Genomic DNA, 22158 nt, shown 5'->3' with positions numbered 1-22158 from the left:
CCAAGGCGGCGGACGCGATCCGCCGGACGAACTCACGCTCAGGAGCAGATGATGCGCGCCACCCCAGATTTCGATTTCCAGCTCGGCGAGAGCGGCGAAATGATCCGCGACACCGTCGCGCGCTTCGCGGACGAGCAGATCGCGCCGCTGGCCGAAAAGGTCGATCGCGAGGACTGGTTCCCGCGTGAGGATCTGTGGACCGCGATGGGCGAGTTGGGCCTGCACGGGATCACGGTGAGCGAGGAAGATGGCGGCCTCGGCCTCGGCTATCTCGAACACGTCATTGCGGTGGAGGAAGTCAGCCGGGCGAGCGCGTCTGTCGGATTGAGCTACGGCGCCCATTCCAATCTCTGCATCAACCAGATCGCACGCTGGGGTAATGAGGAGCAGAAGGCGAAATACCTGCCCAAGCTGATCAGCGGCGAACATGTCGGATCGCTCGCGATGAGCGAGGCGAGCGCGGGATCGGATGTCGTCTCGATGAAGATGAAGGCCGAAAAGGTCGATGGCGGTTATCGCCTCAACGGCACCAAGTTCTGGATCACCAACGCGCCCTATGCCGATACGCTGGTCGTCTACGGCAAGACCGATCCCGAAGCGAAGAGCCGGGGGATCACGACCTTCCTGATCGAAAAGGATTTCGAAGGCTTCTCGATCGGGCAGAAGATCGAAAAGGTCGGCATGCGCGGTTCGCCGACGAGCGAGCTGGTCTTCGACGATTGCTTCGTGCCGGACGAGAACGTGATGGGCCCGGAAAACGGCGGTGTCGGCGTGTTGATGAGCGGGCTCGATTACGAGCGCGTGGTGCTCGCCGGATTGCAATTGGGCGTGATGCAGGCGTGTCTCGACACGGTGATTCCCTATTTGCGCGAACGTACCCAATTCGGAAAGCCGCTCGGCAGCTTCCAGCTGATGCAGGCCAAGGTCGCGGACATGTATGTCGCGCTCCAGTCGGCGCGCGCCTACACCTATGCAGTCGCCAAGAACTGCGATGCCGAAAAGACCACTCGCTTCGATGCGGCGGGCGCGATCCTGCTGGCGAGCGAGAACGCCTTCCGCGTGGCCGCCGAAAGCGTCCAGGCGCTTGGCGGGGCAGGCTACACGCTCGACTGGCCGGTGGAGCGCTACATGCGCGATGCCAAGCTGCTCGACATCGGCGCGGGCACAAACGAGATCCGCCGCATGCTGATTGGCCGCGAACTGATTGGGGCGGCTGGGTGAGCGCCGACGAAGACTACGTCTACGACGAGGAGAGCGGCGAATGGATGCCCGCTTCCGAACTCGCAGCAAAGCAGGCTGCGGCGGACACCATCGAAGTGCGCGACGCGGTCGGTAATCTGCTGCAGGACGGTGATCAGGTGACGCTGATCAAGGATCTGGAGGTCAAGGGCGCGGGCCAGACGCTCAAGCAGGGCACGCTCATCAAATCGATCCGCCTGACCGGCGACGCGCAGGAGATCGACTGCAAATACCCCGGCATCAGGGGCCTCGTCCTGCGCGCCGAATTCGTGAAGAAGCGGTGAGAACCGATGGGAGTGCGGAAGACCTGAATCCTCCTCGCAACGGGGAGGGGGACCGCTCGGCGCTGCCCGCGCGATGGGCGATCATGCTCGGCACAGCTATCATGGCGTCCAATGTCGTCGTAAATGGATACACCATGCCGATCGGCTTTGAGGAATTTCTGATCCCCTGGCTCTTGCAGTCGGGGTTCGCTCTGTTTGTCTTTTCGGTCGCATGGCGGCATTGGGCAATTCGACACTCGAACGTAGAGGCTCAATGACCGCACCCACCCTGACCACCAAGCTCGATCGTGAGGCGCCTGACGCCAAGGCGCGGTTCGATCACAACCGTTCGCTGGCCCAAGACCTGCGCGAGAAGGTCGCCGAAGCGGCGCTGGGCGGGTCCGAGCGGCATCGCGAACGCCATGTGTCGCGCGGCAAGCTGCTTCCGCGCGAGCGGGTGGAGCGGCTGCTCGATCCCGGCTCGCCCTTCCTCGAAATCGGCCAACTGGCCGCGAACGGGATGTATGAAGGCGACGTGTCCGGCGCCTCTATGATCTGCGGGATCGGGCGCGTTTCGGGGCGGCAGGTGATGATCGTGTGCAACGATCCGACGGTGAAGGGCGGCAGCTATTACCCGATGACGGTCAAGAAGCATCTCCGCGCGCAGGAGATCGCCGAACAGAACCGCCTGCCGTGCATCTATCTGGTCGATAGCGGAGGTGCGAACCTGCCCTATCAGGCCGAGGTTTTCCCCGACCGCGACCATTTCGGGCGCATCTTCTTCAATCAGGCCAATATGTCCGCGCTCGGCATTCCGCAGATCGCCTGCGTGATGGGCAGCTGCACGGCGGGCGGGGCCTATGTGCCCGCGATGAGCGACGAGACGGTGATCGTGCGCGAGCAGGGCACGATCTTCCTGGCCGGGCCGCCGCTGGTGAAGGCGGCGACAGGCGAAGAGATCAGCGCCGAGGATCTGGGTGGCGGGGACCTTCACGCGAAGAAATCGGGCGTGGTCGATCACCTTGCTGAGAACGACGAGCACGCACTCACCATCGTGCGCGATATCGTGTCGCATCTCGGCGCCAATACCGGCGCGGCCACGGATATCGCGATAAAGGAACCGCGCGCGCCCAAATTCGACGCGGAAGATCTCTATGCCCTGATCCCCGATGACGTGCGTGCACCCTATGACGTGCACGAGGTGATCGCGCGGATCGTGGACGGCAGCGAGTTCCACGAGTTCAAGGCGCAATACGGAAGCACGCTGGTCTGCGGCTTCGCGCATATCTGGGGCATGCCGGTCGCGATTCTCGCCAATAACGGTGTGCTGTTTTCCGAGAGCGCGCAGAAGGGCGCGCATTTCATCGAACTGGCCTGCCAGCGACGCATCCCGCTGCTGTTCCTCCAGAACATATCCGGCTTCATGGTCGGCGGGAAATATGAGGCGGAAGGCATCGCCAAGCACGGTGCCAAGCTGGTGACCGCGGTTGCCACCGCGACCGTGCCCAAGCTGACCGTCGTGATCGGCGGATCGTTCGGCGCAGGCAATTACGGCATGTGCGGCCGCGCCTATTCGCCGCGCTTCCTGTTCACCTGGCCCAATGCGCGCATCTCGGTGATGGGCGGCGAGCAGGCGGCAAGCGTCCTCGCCACCGTCCATCGCGACGCCGACAGCTGGAGCGAGGAAGAGGCCGAAGCCTTCAAGGCGCCGATCCGTCAGAAATACGAAGACGAGGGCAATCCCTATTACGCAACCGCCCGCCTGTGGGACGACGGCGTGATCGACCCCGCCCAGACCCGCGACGTGCTGGCGCTAGCCCTGTCCGCCAGCCTCGAAGCCCCGATCGCCGACCGCCCGGCCTTCGGCGTGTTCAGGATGTGACACGCCCACCGCGAGCCAAATGGATTTGGCGTATCTCGGCGCCGCAGCGAAGCCTTGAAACGCGCCAGAAAATCTCTGCCGACCTCCGGGGCTGGTTCGATATGAGGCCGGGTCTGCGTGGCCTTTCGGTCGGCCCATTTTTCTGTCTGGGATGGGAGTATCCCGAAACACATTTTCGCGTGCTGGCGTGGGTCCGCGGCAATGCTGGGGCGAGCGAAATATGGGTGATGTCGCTCGCTGTTCCGGCAGTTCTGGCTTTGGTCTCCTGCGGTTTGACCGGTGCGATCTGGGCCATCGACGGCGCGATTACGGGATCGCTGAACGCAATGGGAGCTATTCCGATCGCAATTGCCTTACTGGCGTTTTCGGGCGGCGTTCTGATTCTTTTCGATCGTCAGGATTTTTCCGAACATCCGATCCGGCATGCGCTTGGTGCGCGATTCGACACTGGAATGGCCGAGCCTAATAGGCTTGCCGCGACGACAGGGATTTCGTCGCCGGTCAGTGCTCAGATTTCGGGTGGCGCGCCGGTGGAGCTTGACGAAAAAGCGCTTCGCCAAACTCTGGCCGCGATCGCTTCCGGCGAAGAGGAATTTATGATTCTCGAGAGAAGCGAATTCGAGTTCCTGCAAGCTACGTGTGATGGCAGTGGTTTCCTAGTCGAGCGCCGACTTTCGCAGGCCGAGGGGCTGCAATATGCACGACATGCCGGGTATCACAGCTCGGTGCTCGATGCCCAAGACGCCTATGCGATTATGAGTTGGTACATCAGCGGGGTAGACGAGATTGCCGGGGTGGAGTGGGTGGATTGACGATGGACGGCAGGCGCAAGCCCTCGCTCCTTTCCCGCCTTGTCTGGCGTATTCTGCTTGGCCTCTATCGCTGGAAGGGCTGGCGGTTCGAGGGGGCGGCGCCGGATGTGCGCAAATGCGTGATCCTCGGCGCGCCGCATACGTCGAACTGGGATTTCATCTTCGTGCTGGGCGCCGCGCAGAGAATGGGCATTCCGCCCGGTTTCATCGGCAAGCACACGCTGTTCAAATGGCCGATGGGCGGCTTCATGCGCGATATGGGCGGGATTTCGATCGAACGCGGCCGGCGCGGTGGGAATTATGTCCAGCAGATCGCTGAGGCTTTCGCTCACGCCGACGAACTCGCGCTGGTGATTGCGCCCGAAGGATCGCGTAGCGGATCGGGCGAATGGAAGAGTGGGTTCTATCACATCGCGATGGCGGCGAAGGTTCCGATCGTGCCCGCTTGGGTCGATCACGAGAATCTGCGCGGCGGGATCGGCGAGCCGTTATGGCCGAGCGGCGATTATAGTGCCGATCTTGCAAAACTCGCCAGCTTCTACAGGGAGAAGCGGCCCGATTGCGCGCGATTCCTCGCTTTGGAAGAGAGCGCGCGGATGATGGGCGGGCCGGACGTCGCAAGAGGGGAGAATTATGGCGATCGTACTTGAATCCGTAATCGCGAATGCGGCGATCCTGTTGGGGCTGGCCCTGATTCTGGGCGTCTTCGCGCCGCGCCTCGCTTTCGGGCAGGCGGCCTGGGGCTTGGGAATCGTCCTGCTCGCCGGGGCGAGCTGGTTCCAGCTGGCCGCGCCCGCACCGCTTGCCAATCAGCTTGCAGGTATGGCCGTGGCTTGGGGACTCTGGGTTGCGGTGTCGGGGCGTTTTACGGCCCAGGCATCCGGGGCGATGGGCGTTTCGGCGGACGAAACCTCACCGCCCATCATGCAGGCGGTACTGCGCGCCTTGGGGCGGGCGCTGCTGCTGTTCCTCGTCGCGAGTCCGGTGCAATACGGCATTATCCAGGCCTCTTCGATCGAGCCGGTCAGCGGGCTCTCGCTGGTCGGGCTGGGGATCTACGTGCTCGGTTTCCTGCTCGACGGGCTGCGGGCGCGCAGAACGGCAGGGCGCGCGCGATGGGGTATGGCGCTGATCTGGTGGGGCCTTTGGATCGCCGCCGCCAGCGCGGGCTGGTGGGTTGCCGCGTGGACCGCGATCGGACCGATCCTGGCGACCTGGCTGGCGCTGCGCGCACGCTCGGTCCGCTGATCCCTAAGGAGCGGGCGGAACGCTCCGCCCATATGGCGCGTATTGCTCCCGAGCGCTGGCGGATGGCGGCGCATGAGGAGAGTTGCCATGCAGGAAGCCGAACTTATCCAATTGCTTGTCGTGATTGCCGTGGTGATCGCGGTGTTCGCCATCGTCTGGTTCGTCCTGCGGCGCCGCAAGACCAGCCAGCTGCGCGAAAAGTTCGGCGACGAATACGACCGCACGGTCGACAGCGTCGGTGGGCGCAGCGATGCGGAGCGCAATCTGGAAGAGCGCCAGAAGCGCGTGGCTGAATTCGACATCCGCCCGCTGACGGTGGCCGAACGCGATCGCTTCGCCGCCGAGTGGAAGGATGTGAAGGCGCTGTTTGTCGATAGCCCGCAGGAAGCGGTGCTGCGCGGCGATCGCCTGCTCGCCAACATGATGGATACGCGCGGCTATCCGATGGGCGATTTCGACCGGCGTTACGAAGATTTGACAGTCGATCATGGCACCGTGGCACGCCATTACCGTGACGGGCACGACATCGCCGAAAAGCGCGGGGATGCCACGACCGAGGAGATGCGCCGCGCGCTCAACCATTACGAGAAGCTCTATGACGAGCTGGTCGCCGATGCGGTCGAGGAAACGTCGGTCACTACCGATCGCGCCGATGGGGCGGGCGACCCGGTCGCAGACCACAACGGCGAAAGTTTCGGCGATGCCGATACCGCCAGCATGACTGCGAACGGTCGCCCGGTGCGCCCGGACTGAGCACTAGCGGCGGGCGGTGCTGCCGTCTTCCTTGAGGGCGTGCTTGAGGCTCGCTCCGATCGCGAGTGCCGACAGAAGCGTGATGAGCCCGGCCCAGATCCAGTGCGGTAGGACCAGCGCCGCCTCGATCGCGCCGGTGTCCGACAGGACACGGCGCCCGCCGATCACAGCGCTTTCGGTGAACAGGTAATTCCAGTCGCGCAGCATGCTGAGCGCGGCGAGGATGCCTAAGAATTGCAGCGTGAAGCGTTCGAGATTGGGCCTGTCGCTGCGCGCAATACCCATGAGGATCAGCGCCACGAGCGGCAGGACGATCACGCCCACCGAACTGCGCACCCAGATGAGGGTCGATGCGATCAGCGCTCCGGCCAGGGCATAAAGCGCCGGGCGCCAGCTGCGGCGGCGGCCCGAAGCGAGGATCAGCAGCGAACCCACCACGGTAGGCCCAAGCGGCCCCGCCGCCGCGACGACCGCGCGCTTTAGGCGTCCGGCCTCGACCGGCGTGAAGCTTTCGGCGAAGCCCGAACCGTCGGGCAGGATCACCAGCCGCTGGAAATCCCAGCCCACCAGCATCGCCGCCAGCCCGTGCGCCATTTCGTGGAACCACGTCGTCAGGATGACGAAGGGATAGAGCAGGTACGCGCCGAACGGGATCAGCGGCAGGAACAGGACCAGCGCGCCCGCGAGAAGCAGGCGCCCGACCTGTTCGGCCTGTGATCCCGGCGCGATCGGGTTCTTCAAATCGGTCTCAAACGTCGAGATTCGCGACGTTAAGCGCGTTATCCTGAATGAATTCGCGGCGCGGTTCGACCACGTCGCCCATGAGCCGCGTGAAGATCTCGTCGGTGACGTCGGCATCCTCGACCTTGACCTGGAGCAGCGCGCGATTGTCCGGATCGAGCGTGGTCTCCCAAAGCTGCTCGGCATTCATTTCGCCCAAGCCCTTGTAGCGCTGGATTTTCTGGCCCTTGCGCCCGGCGGCCAGGACCGCTTCGAGCAATTGGGTCGGCAGGATGATCGCGCCGTCTTCGGCCATGGGGGCATCGGCGGCAGCGTCCGTTTCGCTTTCGTCCGAAACCTCTTCCTCGACCGTCTCTTCCGACCCCTTCACCAGGCGCACCGGCGCGGTGTAGACTTCGGCCTGTTCGCTCGCCACGCGGTGCAGCTTGCGCGCTTCCGCACTGTCGAGGAACTTGCCCTCGATCTCGTGCACGTCGGTCACGCCGCGCCACAGGCGGTGGAAGCGCACCGTGCCGTTTTCAAGCCGGTCGGCGGACCAGTTCGCTTCCGGATCGCCCAGCTGGAGATGCGCGGCGGCGCGGCCGAGCGCTTCGCTGCGATCGGACAATTCGGGATCGAGCGCGCCTGCCAGCGCCATCGCTTCGATCAGGTCGGTATCGTATTTGCGCGGCACGAAGCCGAGCAGGTTCCGCATGCGCAGGCCATGCGCGACCAGTTCGGACAATTCGCCCGCCCCGCGCGTGCCGCCCGCCGTCTCCAGCACGCGGCCCTGCAGGCCCTGTTCGGTCAGATAGCGATCGTAGGCGGCCTGATCCTTGAGATAGACTTCCGATTTGCCGCGCGTCACCTTGTAGAGCGGCGGCTGCGCGATGAAGAGGTGCCCGGCCTTCACGATCTCGGGCATCTGGCGGTGGAAGAAGGTCAGCAGCAGCGTGCGGATATGCGCGCCGTCGACATCGGCGTCGGTCATGATGACGATCTTGTGATAGCGCAATTTGTCGAGCGTGAATTCGTCGCGCAGGCCCGTACCCATCGCCTGAATCAGCGTGCCGACTTCCTTCGAGGAAATGATCCGGTCGAACCGTGCGCGCTCGACATTCAGGATCTTGCCCTTCAGCGGCAGGATCGCCTGCGTCTTGCGGTCGCGGCCCTGCTTGGCGGAACCGCCCGCGGAATCACCCTCGACCAGGAAGAGTTCGCAATTGGCGGGATTGCGATCCTGACAATCGGCCAGCTTGCCGGGCAGCGAAGCGACGCTCATCGCGCCCTTGCGGCTCATTTCGCGGGCACGGCGCGCGGCCTCGCGCGCGGCGGCGGCGTCGATGATCTTCTGGATGATCGCCTTGGCGTCGTTGGGGTTTTCCTCCAGCCATTCGCCCATCTTCTCGCCCATCAGCGATTCGAGCGGCTGGCGGACTTCGGAAGAGACCAGCTTGTCCTTGGTCTGCGATCCGAATTTGGGATCGGGCAGCTTGACCGAAACGATGGCGGTCAGCCCTTCGCGCATATCTTCGCCCGAGAGCGTGACCTTTTCCTTCTTCATCAATCCGCTGGCGGTCGCGTAATTGTTGAGCGTGCGGGTCAGCGCGGCGCGGAAGGCTGCGAGGTGCGTGCCGCCGTCGCGCTGCGGGATGTTGTTGGTGAAGGTGAGGACGTTCTCGTAATAGCTGTCGTTCCACTGCAGCGCGACGTCGATCCCGATCCCGTCCTTTTCCGCGCTCACCGAAATCGGTTCGGCGACGAGCGGCTGCTTGTTGCGGTCGAGATATTTGACAAAGGCCGCGATCCCGCCTTCGTAGAACAGGTCGTGCTCCAGCGGCTCCTCGTGCCGGTTGTCGCGCAGTTTGATGCGCACGCCCGAATTGAGGAAAGCGAGCTCGCGATAGCGGTGCTCCAGCTTGTCAAAATCGAATTCGGTCACGTTCTTGAACGTGTCCTCGCTGGCCTTGAAGGTGACGCGCGTCCCCTTCTTCAGCCCGTTCTCGTCGCCGTTTGATTCCACCGGCGGCGCATCGCCCACGACCCGCAGGCTCTCGACTGCGTCGCCATGCTCGAAGCGCATCCAGTGTTCCTTGCCGTCGCGCCAGATGACGAGTTCGAGCCATTCCGACAGCGCGTTGACGACCGAGACGCCCACGCCATGGAGACCGCCCGACACCTTGTAGGCATTGTCGTCGCTGGTGTTCTCGAACTTACCGCCCGCGTGCAGCTGGGTCATGATGACCTCGGCAGCGGATACGCCTTCTTCCTTGTGAAGATCGACCGGAATGCCGCGCCCGTTATCCTCGACGGACACGGACCCGTCGGCGTTCAATTCGATCAGGACGAGGTCGCAATGGCCCGCCAGCGCTTCGTCGATCGCATTGTCCGAAACCTCGAACACCATGTGGTGGAGGCCCGAGCCATCGTCGGTATCGCCGATATACATGCCCGGGCGCTTTCGCACCGCGTCGAGGCCCTTCAGGACCTTGATCGAATCGGCGCCGTACTGGCCGTTGCGTTTTGCGGAATTGGGAGTCTCGGATGCGCCGTTTTCCGGCGTCGCTGGGGTGTTCTCGTCCATATCCAGTATATAGGCGCATAGAGGGCCTTTGACAAAGTTTACGGGGGCTTTTCCCCATCTTGCCCGCTCACCCTTCTGATCGCTTGACCGGACGTGCCGACAGCGCCACGTGCCGTTACGGCATGCTTTCCATTCTCGACATCTTTCGCATCGGCATCGGCCCCTCCAGCTCGCACACGGTCGGCCCGATGCGGATCGCGGTGCGCTTCGTGCGCGCGCTGGAAAAAGCGGGCCTGCTGGAGCGGACGGCGCGGGTCGCGGTGGAATTGCAGGGATCGCTGGCGCTGACCGGCGTGGGGCACGGGACGGTGGATGCCACCATCCTCGGCCTTGCAGGCTTCCGCCCCGACCGCACCGATCCCGACGAGGCGGCTGCGACGCTGGAGACCATCCGCGAAACCGGGCAGATCGCGCTGGGGGGCAAGCACGCGATCGGGTTCGAGAAAGCGCGCGATATCGACCTGGCCGGGCACATCATTCCCGATCTCCATCCCAACGGCATGCGGCTGAGCGCGAGCGATGCCGATGGCGCGGTTCTGCTTGAGCGGACCTATTATTCGACCGGCGGCGGCTTCGTGGCGAGCGCGGCGCAATTGCAGCGCAAACCCAAGGACGATCGGGTGCGCACCGGCGCGAGCGTGCCGCACCCCTTCGGCTCGGCGGCGGAGCTGCTCGGCCTGTGCGCAGCGCAGGATAGCGCCATCGCCGACCTCGTCCTCGCCAACGAAGACGCGATGCGTTCGCGCGACGAGACAATTGCGGGGCTCGACCGGGTGGCCGAGGCGATGGATGGCTGCATCGATCGCGGCCTGTCGCAGCGCGGCATCCTGCCCGGCGGATTGAAGGTGCGCCGCCGCGCGCCCGATCTGTGGGACAAACTGTCCGCCCAGCCGCAATCGAACGAGCGCGAATCGCTGTTCGACTGGCTCAATTGCTATGCCATGGCAGTGAACGAGGAGAACGCCGCCGGAGGCCGCGTCGTCACCGCGCCCACCAACGGGGCGGCGGGCATCATCCCGGCGGTAATGCGCTTCTATTGCAAGACCGCCGATGAAAAGGATTGCAAGGAAAGCCGCCGCACCTTCCTGCTGACGGCGGGCGCGATCGGGCTGCTCTACAAACAGCGGGCCAGCATCTCGGGCGCCGAGATGGGCTGCCAGGGCGAAGTCGGCGTGGCGTGCTCGATGGCGGCGGGCGGGCTGGCGGCATTGTGGGGTGCCAATCCCGAGCAAGTCGCCAGTGCGGCGGAAATCGGGATGGAGCACAATTTGGGCCTGACATGCGACCCGGTTGCAGGGCTGGTGCAAGTGCCTTGCATCGAGCGCAATGCCATCGGTGCGGTCAAGGCGGTCAATGCCGCGCGGCTGGCGCTTCATCGTACGGCCGCCGAAAGCTGCGTCACGCTCGACCAGGTGATCGAGACCATGCGCCAGACCGGGCTCGACATGTCGACCAAGTACAAGGAAACGAGCCAGGGCGGGCTGGCGGTAAACGTCATCGAATGCTGACGGCGATCGTGCGCGGCCGGACTGTCGCCTGCGATCTACCGCTTTACGGCTGAAACGCTCGACATGGCGCGCCCGGCGGGTACGGTGCGCGCATGGGAGACACTTCGATTCCGGCCACTGCCGACCGCCTCGCCGAAGCCTTCGGCGATTTTTCCGCCACGCTGGCCGCCTGGGCCGAAGCGCAGCCCGAGCAAATCGCTTTGCGGGACGAAACCGGCGCGCTGAGCTGGGCCGAGATGGCCGACCGGATCGAGCGGATCGCGGCGCGGCTTGTCGAAGAAGGTTTGGAGCGCGGCCAGGCGGTGGCGATCCTCGGCGCCTCATCGATACCCTACGCGCTGGTCTTCCTCGCGGCGGTGCGGGCTGGCGGCGTCGCCGCGCCGCTGACGACCAGCGCCAGCGCCGAACAATTGGCGGAAATGGCGCGCGATTCGGGCGCGGCGCATATCTTCATCGACCGCGCGAAGCTGAGCGAGTTGGGTGAAGACAGCTTTGCCGGGCTGACGCGGATCGTCCTCGACGAAGGGCTGGACGAGTGGATGGCACCCGCCGGAACGCGCGCGCCTGCCTTCGCGCCCGAGCCGAAAGACGCCTTCAACATCATCTATTCCAGCGGCACCACGGGCACGCCCAAGGGCATCGTCCATTCGCACGGCATGCGCTGGACGCAGTTCGCCTCCACCGCCAATTCCTATTGCGCGAGCGGGCTGGAGGTGCGCGCGCTCGCATCGACGCCGCTCTATTCCAACACCACCATGGTCGCCTTCCTCGCCCCGCTGCTGGCGGGCGGAATGGTGAGAGTGGTGGGCAAGTTCGATGCCGGACGCTGGCTGGCCCATGCGGAACAGGATCGCACTACCGTCACCATGCTGGTACCGGTCCAGTATCAGCGGCTGATGGACGCGCCGGGGCTGGACGATGCCGACCTGTCCGCTCTGCGCCTGAAATACTGCACCAGCGCGCCCTTCTCCGCCGAGTTGAAGCGCGAGGTTCTGGCGCGCATGCCCGGCGCGCTGATCGAGATCTATTCCATGACCGAAGGCGGCCTCGTCTGCCTGCTGCCCGCGCACGAGTTTCTGGACAAGCTGCACACGGTCGGTCGCCCTGCGCCGGGCAGCGAAGTGAAGGTGCTGGACGACGACGATCGCGAAGCGCCGTCCGGAACGGCAGGCAATCTGGTGGGCCGCAGCGCCACGATGATGAGCGGTTACAGGAACCAGCCCGGAAAGACGCAGGAAGGCTATTGGACCGATCCGGCAACGGGAGAGGTCTGGCAGCGGATGGGCGATATCGGGCGCGTCGATGCGGACGGTTTCGTCGAACTGGTCGGCCGCGCGAAGGACATGATCATTTCGGGCGGGTTCAACATCTATCCCGTCGATCTCGAAACCGAGCTCGAGAAGGAAGAAGGCGTCGCCGAAGCCGCAGTTATCGGCGTTCCTTCGCGCAAATGGGGAGAGACGCCGGTCGGCTTCGTCCGGCTGGGCGCAGATGCGCCGGATACGGAAACGATCCTCGCCGCAGTGAATGCCCGGCTCGGCAAGACCCAGCGGCTCGCGCAATTGCACGCCATCGACGATATGCCGCGAAGCCATATCGGCAAGCTTTTGAAAACCGAACTGCGCGCCGAAGCCGAGCGCCGCGGCCTGCCGGAATAGCTGCCAAGGCGGCGTACGCGCTTTCGAGACGCGGCGCCGATGGGGTAGGGGGGAGAGGGTTCGGCGGCCGCGTCTCTACTCGCTGCCTAGCGCCTTGCGAGACCGGTCGGGCATCAGGGGGAGAGGAGGCTCCGACCGTTCTTGCCCCGCAAGGGAGGACCAGGATGCCGCCGGCGCGATGCACCTTGAAGCGGAATTTCCTGCAGGAGCCGATCGCAATGGGAGGACCGGATCGGCGTCTGGAGTGCGAAATAATGTTGCACCCCTGCGAACGAAAGTGAGAAAACGCCAAATGCGGTTGCGTTTCTTGCAATCAAGCTTCGGCGAAAGAGCGCGCCCTCTCTCTGGACCGGTCGGCACCTTGGCGGTAACGGCTCGCCCATGGACCCAGAGCATCTCCCCGACTCCATCCTTATCGTCGATTTCGGCAGCCAGGTGACGCAGCTGATCGCGCGCCGCGTGCGCGAAGCGGGCGTCTATTCCGAAATCGCGCCGTTCAGCATGGCGGAAGAAGCGTTCGCCCGCATAAAGCCCAAGGGCATCATCCTGTCCGGATCGCCCGCCAGCGTGCCCGAGGATGGAAGCCCGCGCGCGCCCCAGTGCCTGTTCGACAGCGGCCTGCCGATCCTGGGCATCTGTTACGGCCAGCAGGTCATGACGCACCAATTGGGCGGCGAGGTCCGCCCCGGCCATGAAACGGGTGAAGGTGGCGAGTTCGGCCGCGCTTTCCTCACGGTTACCAAGTCCTGCGCGCTGTTCGACGGTCTATGGGAGGAGGGCGAGCGCCATCAGGTTTGGATGAGCCATGGCGACAAGGTCACGCGCTTTGCCGACGGGTTCGAGATCGTCGCCACCAGCGATGGCGCGCCTTTCGCGGTGATCGCGGACGAGGCGCGCAGATATTACGGCGTCCAGTTCCATCCCGAAGTCGTCCACACACCCGATGGGGCGAAGCTGATCGCCAATTTCGCGCGCCATGTCTGCGGCCTCGCCGGCGATTGGTCCATGGCCGAATTCCGCGCCACCAAGATTGCGGAAATCCGCGAGCAGGTGGGCGATGGAAAGGTCATTTGCGGCCTGTCGGGCGGTGTCGATTCCGCCGTCGCCGCCGTTCTGATCCACGAAGCGATCGGCGACCAGTTGACCTGCGTCTTCGTCGACCACGGATTGATGCGGATGAACGAGGCCGAACAGGTCGTCACTCTGTTCCGCGACCATTACAATATCCCGCTCGTCCATGTGGACGCCGAAGAGATGTTCCTCTCGGGCCTCGCGGGCCAGACCGATCCCGAAAAGAAGCGCAAGTTCATCGGCGGCGCCTTCATCGACCTGTTCGAGGAGGAGGCGAAGAAGATCGGCGGCGCGGATTTCCTCGCGCAGGGGACGCTCTATCCCGACGTGATCGAAAGCGTCAGCTTCACCGGCGGCCCATCCGTCACGATCAAGAGCCACCACAATGTCGGCGGCCTGCCCGAGCGGATGAATATGAAGCTCGTCGAGCCGTTGCGCGAACTGTTCAAGGACGAGGTACGCGAGCTGGGCCGCGAGCTGGGCCTGCCCGAAATCTTCGTCGGCCGCCATCCCTTCCCCGGACCCGGCCTGGCCATCCGTATTCCCGGCGAAGTGACGAAGGAGCGTTGCGACATCCTGCGGAAGGCGGATGCGATCTATCTCGACGAGATCCGCAAGGCCGGGCTCTACGATGCGATCTGGCAGGCCTTCGCCGTGCTGCTCCCGGTCAGGACCGTGGGCGTTATGGGCGATCACCGCACCTATGACAGCGTCTGCGCCTTGCGCGCGGTGACCAGCACGGATGGGATGACGGCGGACGTCTACCCCTTCGACGCCAGCTTCCTCACCCAGTGTGCCACGCGGATCGTCAACGAGGTGAAGGGCATCAACCGGGTGACCTACGACTACACGTCGAAACCGCCGGGCACGATCGAGTGGGAATAACGCCTCCGACCTCGCTCTGCATCCCCGTCGCCATGCCGCAGGAATTGTGCGCCGTGGATGACGAGCTAAAGGCAATCTACCACGGGCCCGACAGCGTCTGCGTCTGGGTGTTCGAAACGCGCGAGGACCGCAACCGCTTCGTCGAGGAGACGGCGGGCATGAAAAAGGCCGAGCGCGAGGCGGTCTTCGAACGGAATTACCGCGCTAACGCCTGACCGGCGTCTCGCAGCCAAACCGTTCGAAAACCGCTTCTTTTCTCCGAGCGTCTAACCGCGGTCGAAGAAATCCACCGCGCCGGTGTCGAGATCGTAATAGGCGCCGACAACCTTCAATCGTCCTTCGGCCAGCGGTTCCTGCATCAGCGGATCGGTCTGGTTGCGCAATTGCGAGACGACGCGGCGCACATTCTGGCGCACCGCATTGTCGAGATCGATCGCTCCGTTTTCGCGAGAGGCGAGCACGGCGGGGATGATCGGTTCGATCATGCGCCCGATCTGGCCTGGGAAGGTGGCATTGTTCTTCACCACGTCGACCGCCGCCTTCACTGCGCCGCAGCTTTCATGGCCCATCACGACGACGAGGGGCACGCCGAGCACGCCGACCGCATATTCGATGCTGCCGAGCGCGACCGTGTCCACCGTGTTGCCCGCATTGCGGATGATGAAGAGTTCGCCCAGTCCTCGCCCGAACAGCAATTCGGGCGGCACGCGGCTGTCCGAACAAGTGACATAGGCCGCGAAGGGCGACTGGCCCTCCGCCAGTTCGAGTCGCCGCTGCGCGTTCGAGATGCCGGAGCGCTGTTCGCCGCGCAGGAAAGCGGCATTGCCTTCCTGAAGAATGGCGAGCGCCTGATCCGGCGTCAGGTTGCTGGTGTCGATCGGCGCGGCTGCCGCTGCCACGGTCTGCTGTGCCGAGGCGCTGGCGCATCCGGCCATCGCCATCGCCGCCGTGCCGAGGGCGGCCGTGCCCATGAAGTTCCGTCGGCTCGAATTCTCGAGCGCGTGGTCGGACTTTGTATCGTGCATGGTCGATCCCTTTTCATGAAGTTCGGAGTTGTTACCGTTCAAACCCGACCCTAGCGATCCCACCGGAGCTTGCAAATTTGCCGCGATCCCTTTTTGCCGATCCCCGCACCGACACTTTGCGCCGTCTTCAGGCGCTGCTGATCCAGCGCTTCGGGCGGATCGAGCGAGCGGCGGCGGCTTGGCGCGAGCCGGAATGGGTGCTGGTGCAGGGCGTGATCGGCGCGCGCACGAAGTCGCCGGTTTCGAATGCCGCGACCGACCGCCTGCTGACCCGCTACGGTTCGTGGGAGGCGGTGGCCGAGGCGCCGGTTCAGGAATTGCAGGCGGGGCTTTCGACGCAGACCTATCCCAACATTGCGGCCGAGCGCCTAAAGGCGAGCCTCACCGCGCTGATCGAACAGCGCGGGGCGGTCGATCTGTCCCATCTTGCGGAGACGGAAACCGGCGAGGCGATGGACTGGCTCGAACGCTTGCCCGGCATCGGACGCAAGATCGCGGCGGGCATCATGAACGCCAGCACGCTTGACCGGCGCACCATCGTCCTCGATTCGCACCACACCCGCATTCTCCAGCGCATGGGCCTCGTGCCGCCCAAGGCGACCACCGCGCGCGCTTTCGACGCGATCATGCCCGCCATGCCGGACGATTGGTCGGGCGAAGATTTCGACGAGCATCATCTGCTGATGAAAAAGCTCGGCCAGACATGGTGCAGGCCCAGCGCGCCCGATTGTGCGGCCTGCGCCGCCTGCTCGCTCTGCGCGACGGGGCTGGCCCGGACCTGAGCACCGGAACGCTCTGCCCGGCTCCGCCGTTGGGTGGCTAACAGTCATCGGAGTTCCCATGCCCAGCAATGCCCCCCTTTTCGACACCGTCACATTCGGTGCGTTCGAAGCGCCCAACCGTATCGTCATGGCGCCGCTCACCCGCAGCCGTTCCGAAGCGAAGACCAACGAACAGACCGGCCTCCACGCGCTCTATTACGCGCAGCGTGCTGGTGCAGGCCTGATCGTGGGCGAAGCCACGGAGATCAGCCAGCAGGGCCAGGGCTATGCCTGGACACCGGGCATCTTTACCGATGGCCAGGTCGAAAGCTGGAAGGTCGTGACCGACGCAGTGCACGAGGCGGGCGGACGGATTTTCTGCCAGTTATGGCATGTCGGCGCGATCAGCCATTCGGTGTTTCAGCCCGATGGCGGCAAGCCCGTCTCCGCCAGCGCCTGGACGCCCGAGGGCGAAGCCTTCGTGGGCGATCGCCACGAAGACGGGCCGCAAGTGCCGTTCGAAGAGGCGCGCGCCTTGCGCACTGACGAAATCCCCGGCCTCATCGAGGATTACCGCCACGCCGCCCGTTGCGCCGCGAAGGCCGGGTTCGACGGGGTCGAGGTCCACTGCGCCAACAATTACCTGATCGACCAGTTCATCCGCTCCGAAACTAATAACCGCGACGATCAATATGGCGGCAGCCTCGACAACCGCCTGCGCCTGATGCGCGAAGTGGTCGCGGCGGTGTGCGAGGAGCTGCCCGCGGACCGCGTCGGCGTGCGCCTGTCGCCGCAGGGCGGCCCCGGCGGCACCGAGGATGCCAATCCGGACGAGACCTATCCCGCCGCCGCCAAAGCGCTGGCCGGAAAGGGGCTCGCCTATCTCCACGTCATTCGCCCCAATTCGCATACCGGCGAGGGCAAGGATCAGAGCGGCGACGCAATCCTGAAGACGATGCGCGAAGCCTTCGACGGCACATTCATCGCGAATGGCAATTTCGAACCTGCCGAAGCCGCCGAGTGGATCGAGAAGGGCCATGCCGATGCGGTCGCCTTCGGACGCCTGTTCCTCGCCAATCCCGATCTGCCCGCCCGCATCGCGCAGGACGGCCCCTATAACGAACCGGACGAAAGCACCTTCTATGGCGGCGGGGCCGAAGGCTATACCGACTATCCCAGCCTGGAGCAGGTAAACGATCCCCTCCCGGCCTGAGCCATGCTGGACGATGAGGCGGTAGAGAGCGTCTATCGCATCCTCTCGCACGAAATGCCGGGGCGCACTCCGGACGCGAAGGGCCCCAAGGGTCAGCCCGACGCGTTCCGGTCCTGCATTTCATGCATGCTGTCCGCCCAGTCGCTCGACCGCAACACGGCGAAAGCGAGCAGGGCGGTGTTCGCGCTGGCGACGACGCCGGAGGCGATGCTGGAGCTGGACGACCGGGACATCGCCGCCGCCATCAAGCCGTGCGGGCTCTACAACAACAAGACCCGCTCGATCCGCCGCTTCTGCGAGGCTTTGCTGGCGGAGCATGGCGGCGTGGTGCCCGACAGCCGAGAGGGGCTGATGAGCCTGCCCGGCATCGGGCGCAAATGCGCCGATATCGTGATGAGCTTCACCTTCGGAAAGGACGTGATCGCGGTCGATACGCATGTGCACCGGGTCTGCAACCGCATCGGCTTGACCGATGCGAAGACGGCGGATCGGACCGCGCAGCAATTGGAAGAGCGCACGCCGGAATGGGCGCTGCGCGACGGACATTTCTGGCTGATCCAGTTCGGCAAGCGCGTCTGCACGGCCCGCGCCCCGAAATGTCCGGCCTGTCCGGTCAACGCCTGTTGCGAATTCTACGCCGCGACGCGCGCTACCAACTGAAGCCTGCCGCCACTGCGCGCTTTTCCGCTTCGGTGCTTGTCCGTCCAAGCGCTTCGTTGCGATGCGGAAATCGGCCGAAGCGTGCGATCATGCGGTGATGCGCTTTTGCGAAGCCGAGCGATCCGGGGACATGCCGCGCAAACAGGCGCAGGCTCAATTCCTGATCGAAGATTGCTTCGCTATGCATCAGGGGCATGAGCAGGAATTGCTTTTCGGACCGCGAAAGGCCGGTCAGCCAGCCCCGGCGAAGCGCGGCATGAGTTAGGGACAGCGCAAGATCGTCCCAAGCAAAGGCCTGCGCCCTGTCGCGATAGAGATTGCGCGACACCTGATCGAACAGAAGGATCGCGGCGCGGGCGATCGTTCGATCGCCGAGAAAGTCATATGCCGGCTGCGATCCCATCGCGTGAAGCACATGCTCGAAGCGGCGTGCGAGTAGATCGTCGACCTTCTCAACGCCGCCGAACCAGTCGGACGGGCCAAGGCGTTCGAACCAGACATAAAGCAGGTCTCGCGCCCAGGGCCGGGCGACGGCAGCCATTGCCGATCAGTTCTGTTCGACGCGCTTGTAGGGGACGAAGTCGGTCAGGAAGATGTTGCCGGAGTAAAACCCGGTCAGCCGGTCGCGCGTCGTGATCTGGTCGAGGCGGCAGAGGCGGCTGCCCGTTCCGAACTTGCGGATCACCAGCACATCGTCCTCATCGAGCGTTTCCGGCGCACGGGTGCGATTGACATATACCGTGTCGCCGCTGCGATAGACGATCGCCGTGTCGTCGATCACGGTCAGCGGGCGGCTCTGGAAGGTGTTGATGCAGCTCTGCGGTTCGCCCGCGACACGGCCGTCGATCATCTCGGCCAGCTTCTCTTCGCCCGATTTGCGTTCGGCGGAAGCGGGGGAAGCGACGAGGGTTACAGCGGTAGCGGCGATGGCGAGTGAGGACAGGCGGGACATGATCGGTTCTCCTATGGAAGCGATGTATACCTCAAAATGCCTGAACCCGGGCTGAGTTTCCGATCCGCTATGCCATTGGGCGCAGGCTTCAACCGGTGCCGCCCACCGTCAGGCGGTCGATCAGCAGCGTCGGCTGGCCCACGCCTGCCGGCACGCTCTGCCCGCCCTTGCCGCACACGCCGACCCCTTCGTCGAGCGCCATGTCGTCGCCGATGCCCGAAACGCGGGTCAGCACACTGGGCCCGTCGCCGATCAGCGTCGCGCCCTTGATCGGGGCGACGATCTTACCGTTCTCCACCTTGTAGGCCTCGGTACAGGCGAACACGAATTTGCCGCTGACGATATCGACCTGCCCGCCGCCGAAGCTGGTGGCGTAAATGCCATCCCTGACGCGGGAGAGCAGCTCGGCGGGATCGTCCTCGCCGCTGCGCATGAACGTGTTGGTCATGCGCGGCATGGGCGCGTGTTCGTAGCTCTGGCGGCGGCCGTTTCCGGTCGGCTCCACGCCCATCAGGCGCGCGTTCAGCCGGTCCTGCATATAGCCCTTCAGGATACCGTCCTCGATCAGCACGGTCTCGCGCGTGGGTGTGCCCTCGTCGTCGATACTTAGCGAGCCGCGCCGTTCCGCAATGCTGCCATCGTCCACTACCGTAACGCCGGGGGCGGCCACCCGCTCGCCGATCCGGCCCGAAAAGGCGCTGGTGCCCTTGCGGTTGAAATCGCCTTCGAGGCCGTGGCCGACCGCCTCGTGCAGCAGCACGCCGGGCCAGCCGGGGCCGAGCAGCACGGTGGTCTCCCCCGCCGGGGCGGCCACGCTGTCCAGATTGACGAGCGCCTGGCTCACGGCCTTGTCGATGCCGCGCATCCACTGTCCTTCATCGAACAGGCGGTCGTAGAGATAGCGCCCGCCCATTCCGAAGCTGCCGCTTTCGCGCCGACCATTCGATTCGGCGACAATGCCGATATTGAGGCGCACCAGCGGGCGAATGTCGCGCGCGGTAAAGCCATCGGGCCGCAGGATATCGACCACGCTCCAGCTGGCCGAAAGGCTGGCGCTGACCTGCGCGACGCGCGGATCCTTCGCGCGGGCGACTGCATCGATCTTCTCGAGCAGCGCCACCTTTTCGGCGAACGGCACGAGATCGAGCGGGCACAGATCGGTGTAGAGATGGCGGTTGGTCCGCTCTGGCGGAAGAACCGCAGGCTGCTTGCCCGGATCGAGCAATTGCAGGGTTTCGCCCGCCCGCGCGATGGCCTTGTGGCTGATCTCGTTGGCATGGGCGAAGCCGGTCGTCTCGCCCGATACGCCGCGCAGGCCGAAACCCGAATCGCGGCTGTAATCGGCGGTCTTCAGGCGTCCGTCATCGAAGGCGAAGGCCTCGGAGGCCGAGAATTGAAGATAGAGCTCGCCATCGTCGCACGGAGCGAGGAGATCGGCGGTAAGGCGCAACACCCCGTCGGGATCGATCTGGCGATAGAGCAGGGCATGCGGATCGGTGGCTGGAGTCATGCCACCTATGTAGGCACTGCGCGGCCCGACCGATAGGGGGACGAAAGCACGCCCCGCTCCGCTTAGCGGTGGCCCGGATCGCCGCCTTCGGAGATATCGCGAAGCATCGCCGGGTCCACGCCGTCCGCCGGGCCGCCTTCCAGCACGAAGCGCCGGTCGCAATAGCCGCAATCGACATAGCCGTGCTCGTCGATTTCGAGATAGACCTTGGGATGGCCCAGCGCCGCCGGGCGATAATTCGGGCCGCCGCGAATATCGCTGGCGCCATCGCACCACACGCGCCGGGTTTCGACCTTCACGATCTCGGGCGGTGCGGTGTAGGGCGCGGCGTTTTCGGCGGTGTTCATGGCAGGAGGCGATAAATGCTCGGCCCGCCCCGCGCAAGCGCATGGTTTGCGTGCCCGCGATATCCGCCGTAAGGCGCGGGCCATGGCTCCAGAACCCACCGGCGAACCGGCGATCCGCATCGATTCCCTCGTGAAGCGCTATGGCGCGAAGGACAGCGCCAAAGACAGTGATGGCGGGGGCAAGCTGGCTTTGAAGGGCGTCAGCTTCGACGTGCCCGAAGGCGGCATCTTCGGCCTGCTCGGCCCCAATGGCGCGGGCAAGTCCACGCTGATCAACATCCTCGCCGGACTGGTCGACAAGACCGATGGCAGCGCGGAAATCTGGGGCTTCGACATCGATCGCCAGCGCCGCAACGCCAAGCGATCGATCGGGATCGTCCCGCAGGAAATCGTGTTCGACCCCTTCTTCACGCCTTTCGAAGTGCTGGAGAATCAGGCGGGCTTCTACGGCATCCCCAAGGCGGAGCGGCGTAGCGAGGAATTGCTGGAAGCGGTGCGCCTGTCGGACAAGCGCGATGCCTATGCCCGGACGCTGTCGGGCGGGATGAAGCGGCGGCTGCTGATCGCCAAGGCCATGGTGCATTCCCCGCCGATCCTGGTGCTGGACGAGCCGACCGCGGGCGTCGACGTCGAACTGCGCCGCCAATTGTGGGAATTGGTGCTGGAACTGAACGGTCAGGGCGTCACCATAGTGCTGACCACCCACTATCTCGAAGAAGCTGAACAATTGTGCGATCGCATTGCGATCATCAATCACGGCGAACTGATCGCCAACAAGCCCACGCGCGAACTGATCGGCATGGCGCGCGAGAAGATCGTGTCGGTTTCCGTCGACAAGGATCTGGCCGGACCGATCATGGAAGAGGCTTTCGTCAAGGCGGAGGTGGTGGAGCCGCGCCGCCTCGACGTGACCTACGATCGCGATGCGACCACGGCGGGCCAAGTCCTCTCGCTGATCCAGCAGCATGGCTATGCGATCGAAGATGTGACCACGCGCGAGGCGGATCTGGAAGACGTGTTCGTCCAGCTGACCGCGCAGGCCTGATGCGCCGCTTGCGGGCACCGTT

The 22158-nt window shown here is 64.6% G+C and carries 22 protein-coding genes; 15 read left to right on the top strand and 7 right to left on the bottom strand.

Going from position 1 to position 22158, the window contains the following annotated elements; translation table 11 throughout:
* The first annotated feature begins 51 nt into the window (after positions 1–51).
* The 7 genes from J7347_RS09435 (at position 52) to J7347_RS09405 (ending at position 6197) form a co-directional block, all read left to right on the top strand.
* Positions 52–1221 (top strand): isovaleryl-CoA dehydrogenase, encoded by a 1170-nt coding sequence (locus tag J7347_RS09435; protein WP_209161825.1) that lies wholly within the window; start codon positions 52–54, stop codon positions 1219–1221.
* Positions 1218–1523, top strand: a complete 306-nt coding sequence (locus J7347_RS09430; RefSeq protein ID WP_209161824.1) for an alkylphosphonate utilization protein — start codon at positions 1218–1220, stop codon at positions 1521–1523. The genes J7347_RS09435 and J7347_RS09430 overlap by 4 nt, the downstream gene beginning before the upstream one ends.
* Positions 1524–1776: 253 nt before the next feature.
* Positions 1777–3384: a carboxyl transferase domain-containing protein gene (locus J7347_RS09425; protein ID WP_209161823.1), complete on the top strand. Its 1608-nt coding sequence runs from the start codon at positions 1777–1779 to the stop codon at positions 3382–3384.
* Complete coding sequence (locus tag J7347_RS09420) at positions 3381–4196, top strand: hypothetical protein (protein ID WP_209161822.1); 816 nt, start codon at positions 3381–3383, stop codon at positions 4194–4196. The genes J7347_RS09425 and J7347_RS09420 overlap by 4 nt, the downstream gene beginning before the upstream one ends.
* Complete coding sequence (locus J7347_RS09415; protein ID WP_348521600.1) at positions 4184–4846, top strand: lysophospholipid acyltransferase family protein; 663 nt, start codon at positions 4184–4186, stop codon at positions 4844–4846. The genes J7347_RS09420 and J7347_RS09415 overlap by 13 nt, the downstream gene beginning before the upstream one ends.
* The gene (locus J7347_RS09410; protein WP_209161821.1) at positions 4830–5444 is read left to right on the top strand and encodes a hypothetical protein; all 615 of its coding nucleotides are present in this window, start codon (positions 4830–4832) and stop codon (positions 5442–5444) included. The genes J7347_RS09415 and J7347_RS09410 overlap by 17 nt, the downstream gene beginning before the upstream one ends.
* A gap of 87 nt (positions 5445–5531) precedes the next feature.
* Complete coding sequence (locus J7347_RS09405) at positions 5532–6197, top strand: hypothetical protein (protein ID WP_209161820.1); 666 nt, start codon at positions 5532–5534, stop codon at positions 6195–6197.
* A 3-nt stretch (positions 6198–6200) separates the two neighbouring features.
* Here J7347_RS09405 and J7347_RS09400 read toward each other — a convergent pair whose 3' ends face one another.
* Complete coding sequence (locus J7347_RS09400; RefSeq protein WP_209161819.1) at positions 6201–6938, bottom strand: M50 family metallopeptidase; 738 nt, start codon at positions 6936–6938, stop codon at positions 6201–6203.
* A gap of 7 nt (positions 6939–6945) precedes the next feature.
* On the bottom strand, positions 6946–9501 hold the full coding sequence (gene gyrB, locus J7347_RS09395; RefSeq protein WP_209161818.1) for a DNA topoisomerase (ATP-hydrolyzing) subunit B: 2556 nt from the start codon (positions 9499–9501) through the stop codon (positions 6946–6948).
* A gap of 122 nt (positions 9502–9623) precedes the next feature.
* Between gyrB and J7347_RS09390 the strand changes: the two genes are divergently transcribed.
* From J7347_RS09390 to J7347_RS09375, 4 genes are all read left to right on the top strand, one after another.
* The gene (locus J7347_RS09390) at positions 9624–11009 is read left to right on the top strand and encodes an L-serine ammonia-lyase (RefSeq protein WP_209162081.1); all 1386 of its coding nucleotides are present in this window, start codon (positions 9624–9626) and stop codon (positions 11007–11009) included.
* Positions 11010–11101: 92 nt separating this feature from the next.
* Positions 11102–12667: a class I adenylate-forming enzyme family protein gene (locus tag J7347_RS09385; protein WP_209161817.1), complete on the top strand. Its 1566-nt coding sequence runs from the start codon at positions 11102–11104 to the stop codon at positions 12665–12667.
* Positions 12668–13048: 381 nt separating this feature from the next.
* Positions 13049–14623: a glutamine-hydrolyzing GMP synthase gene (gene guaA, locus J7347_RS09380; RefSeq protein ID WP_209161816.1), complete on the top strand. Its 1575-nt coding sequence runs from the start codon at positions 13049–13051 to the stop codon at positions 14621–14623.
* Positions 14614–14838: a hypothetical protein gene (locus J7347_RS09375; protein ID WP_209161815.1), complete on the top strand. Its 225-nt coding sequence runs from the start codon at positions 14614–14616 to the stop codon at positions 14836–14838. The genes guaA and J7347_RS09375 overlap by 10 nt, the downstream gene beginning before the upstream one ends.
* A 51-nt stretch (positions 14839–14889) precedes the next feature.
* Here J7347_RS09375 and J7347_RS09370 read toward each other — a convergent pair whose 3' ends face one another.
* Entirely contained in the window at positions 14890–15648 is a 759-nt protein-coding gene (locus tag J7347_RS09370) for a carbonic anhydrase (protein ID WP_245173988.1), read from the bottom strand.
* Between the two features lie 77 nt (positions 15649–15725).
* Here J7347_RS09370 and J7347_RS09365 point away from each other — a divergent pair, with 77 nt between their 5' ends.
* The 3 genes from J7347_RS09365 to nth are packed head-to-tail and all read left to right on the top strand — an operon-like array spanning position 15726 to position 18282.
* Positions 15726–16430, top strand: a complete 705-nt coding sequence (locus J7347_RS09365) for an endonuclease III (RefSeq protein WP_209161814.1) — start codon at positions 15726–15728, stop codon at positions 16428–16430.
* A gap of 58 nt (positions 16431–16488) precedes the next feature.
* Positions 16489–17622 (top strand): alkene reductase, encoded by a 1134-nt coding sequence (locus J7347_RS09360; RefSeq protein WP_209161813.1) that lies wholly within the window; start codon positions 16489–16491, stop codon positions 17620–17622.
* A gap of 3 nt (positions 17623–17625) precedes the next feature.
* Positions 17626–18282 (top strand): endonuclease III, encoded by a 657-nt coding sequence (nth, locus tag J7347_RS09355; protein WP_209161812.1) that lies wholly within the window; start codon positions 17626–17628, stop codon positions 18280–18282.
* Here nth and J7347_RS09350 read toward each other — a convergent pair.
* The 4 genes from J7347_RS09350 to J7347_RS09335 form a co-directional block, all read right to left on the bottom strand.
* Positions 18272–18823 carry a DUF924 family protein gene (locus J7347_RS09350; protein WP_209161811.1) on the bottom strand — a complete coding sequence of 184 codons (552 nt, stop codon included), beginning with the start codon at positions 18821–18823 and terminating at the stop codon, positions 18272–18274. The genes nth and J7347_RS09350 overlap by 11 nt on opposite strands.
* Before the next feature lie 6 nt (positions 18824–18829).
* The gene (locus J7347_RS09345; RefSeq protein ID WP_209161810.1) at positions 18830–19234 is read right to left on the bottom strand and encodes a hypothetical protein; all 405 of its coding nucleotides are present in this window, start codon (positions 19232–19234) and stop codon (positions 18830–18832) included.
* 88 nt (positions 19235–19322) lie between these two features.
* Positions 19323–20744 carry a metalloprotease TldD gene (gene tldD / locus J7347_RS09340; protein WP_209161809.1) on the bottom strand — a complete coding sequence of 474 codons (1422 nt, stop codon included), beginning with the start codon at positions 20742–20744 and terminating at the stop codon, positions 19323–19325.
* A 62-nt stretch (positions 20745–20806) separates the two neighbouring features.
* On the bottom strand, positions 20807–21091 hold the full coding sequence (locus J7347_RS09335) for a zinc-finger domain-containing protein (protein WP_067683674.1): 285 nt from the start codon (positions 21089–21091) through the stop codon (positions 20807–20809).
* Between the two features lie 82 nt (positions 21092–21173).
* Between J7347_RS09335 and J7347_RS09330 the strand changes: the two genes are divergently transcribed.
* Positions 21174–22136, top strand: a complete 963-nt coding sequence (locus tag J7347_RS09330) for an ABC transporter ATP-binding protein (RefSeq protein ID WP_209161808.1) — start codon at positions 21174–21176, stop codon at positions 22134–22136.
* The last annotated feature ends 22 nt before the right edge of the window (positions 22137–22158 follow it).

Source organism: Erythrobacter sp. A6_0 (genome assembly GCF_017744235.1).
Taxonomy (GTDB): domain Bacteria; phylum Pseudomonadota; class Alphaproteobacteria; order Sphingomonadales; family Sphingomonadaceae; genus Qipengyuania.
This window is presented reverse-complemented; position numbering and strand designations above follow the sequence as displayed.

What these genes read in the sequence shown, in the direction of transcription:
- J7347_RS09410 (WP_209161821.1), top strand. Translation starts at nt 4,830, where the DNA reads ATGGCGATCGTACTTGAATCCGTAATCGCGAATGCGGCGATCCTGTTG.
- J7347_RS09360 (WP_209161813.1), top strand. Translation starts at nt 16,489, where the DNA reads ATGCCCAGCAATGCCCCCCTTTTCGACACCGTCACATTCGGTGCGTTC.
- J7347_RS09345 (WP_209161810.1), bottom strand. Translation starts at nt 19,234, where the DNA reads ATGTCCCGCCTGTCCTCACTCGCCATCGCCGCTACCGCTGTAACCCTC.
- nth (WP_209161812.1), top strand. Translation starts at nt 17,626, where the DNA reads ATGCTGGACGATGAGGCGGTAGAGAGCGTCTATCGCATCCTCTCGCAC.
- J7347_RS09370 (WP_245173988.1), bottom strand. Translation starts at nt 15,648, where the DNA reads ATGCACGATACAAAGTCCGACCACGCGCTCGAGAATTCGAGCCGACGG.
- J7347_RS09425 (WP_209161823.1), top strand. Translation starts at nt 1,777, where the DNA reads ATGACCGCACCCACCCTGACCACCAAGCTCGATCGTGAGGCGCCTGAC.
- J7347_RS09390 (WP_209162081.1), top strand. Translation starts at nt 9,624, where the DNA reads ATGCTTTCCATTCTCGACATCTTTCGCATCGGCATCGGCCCCTCCAGC.
- gyrB (WP_209161818.1), bottom strand. Translation starts at nt 9,501, where the DNA reads ATGGACGAGAACACCCCAGCGACGCCGGAAAACGGCGCATCCGAGACT.
- guaA (WP_209161816.1), top strand. Translation starts at nt 13,049, where the DNA reads ATGGACCCAGAGCATCTCCCCGACTCCATCCTTATCGTCGATTTCGGC.
- J7347_RS09435 (WP_209161825.1), top strand. Translation starts at nt 52, where the DNA reads ATGCGCGCCACCCCAGATTTCGATTTCCAGCTCGGCGAGAGCGGCGAA.
- J7347_RS09405 (WP_209161820.1), top strand. Translation starts at nt 5,532, where the DNA reads ATGCAGGAAGCCGAACTTATCCAATTGCTTGTCGTGATTGCCGTGGTG.
- J7347_RS09385 (WP_209161817.1), top strand. Translation starts at nt 11,102, where the DNA reads ATGGGAGACACTTCGATTCCGGCCACTGCCGACCGCCTCGCCGAAGCC.
- J7347_RS09330 (WP_209161808.1), top strand. Translation starts at nt 21,174, where the DNA reads ATGGCTCCAGAACCCACCGGCGAACCGGCGATCCGCATCGATTCCCTC.
- tldD (WP_209161809.1), bottom strand. Translation starts at nt 20,744, where the DNA reads ATGACTCCAGCCACCGATCCGCATGCCCTGCTCTATCGCCAGATCGAT.
- J7347_RS09350 (WP_209161811.1), bottom strand. Translation starts at nt 18,823, where the DNA reads ATGGCTGCCGTCGCCCGGCCCTGGGCGCGAGACCTGCTTTATGTCTGG.
- J7347_RS09335 (WP_067683674.1), bottom strand. Translation starts at nt 21,091, where the DNA reads ATGAACACCGCCGAAAACGCCGCGCCCTACACCGCACCGCCCGAGATC.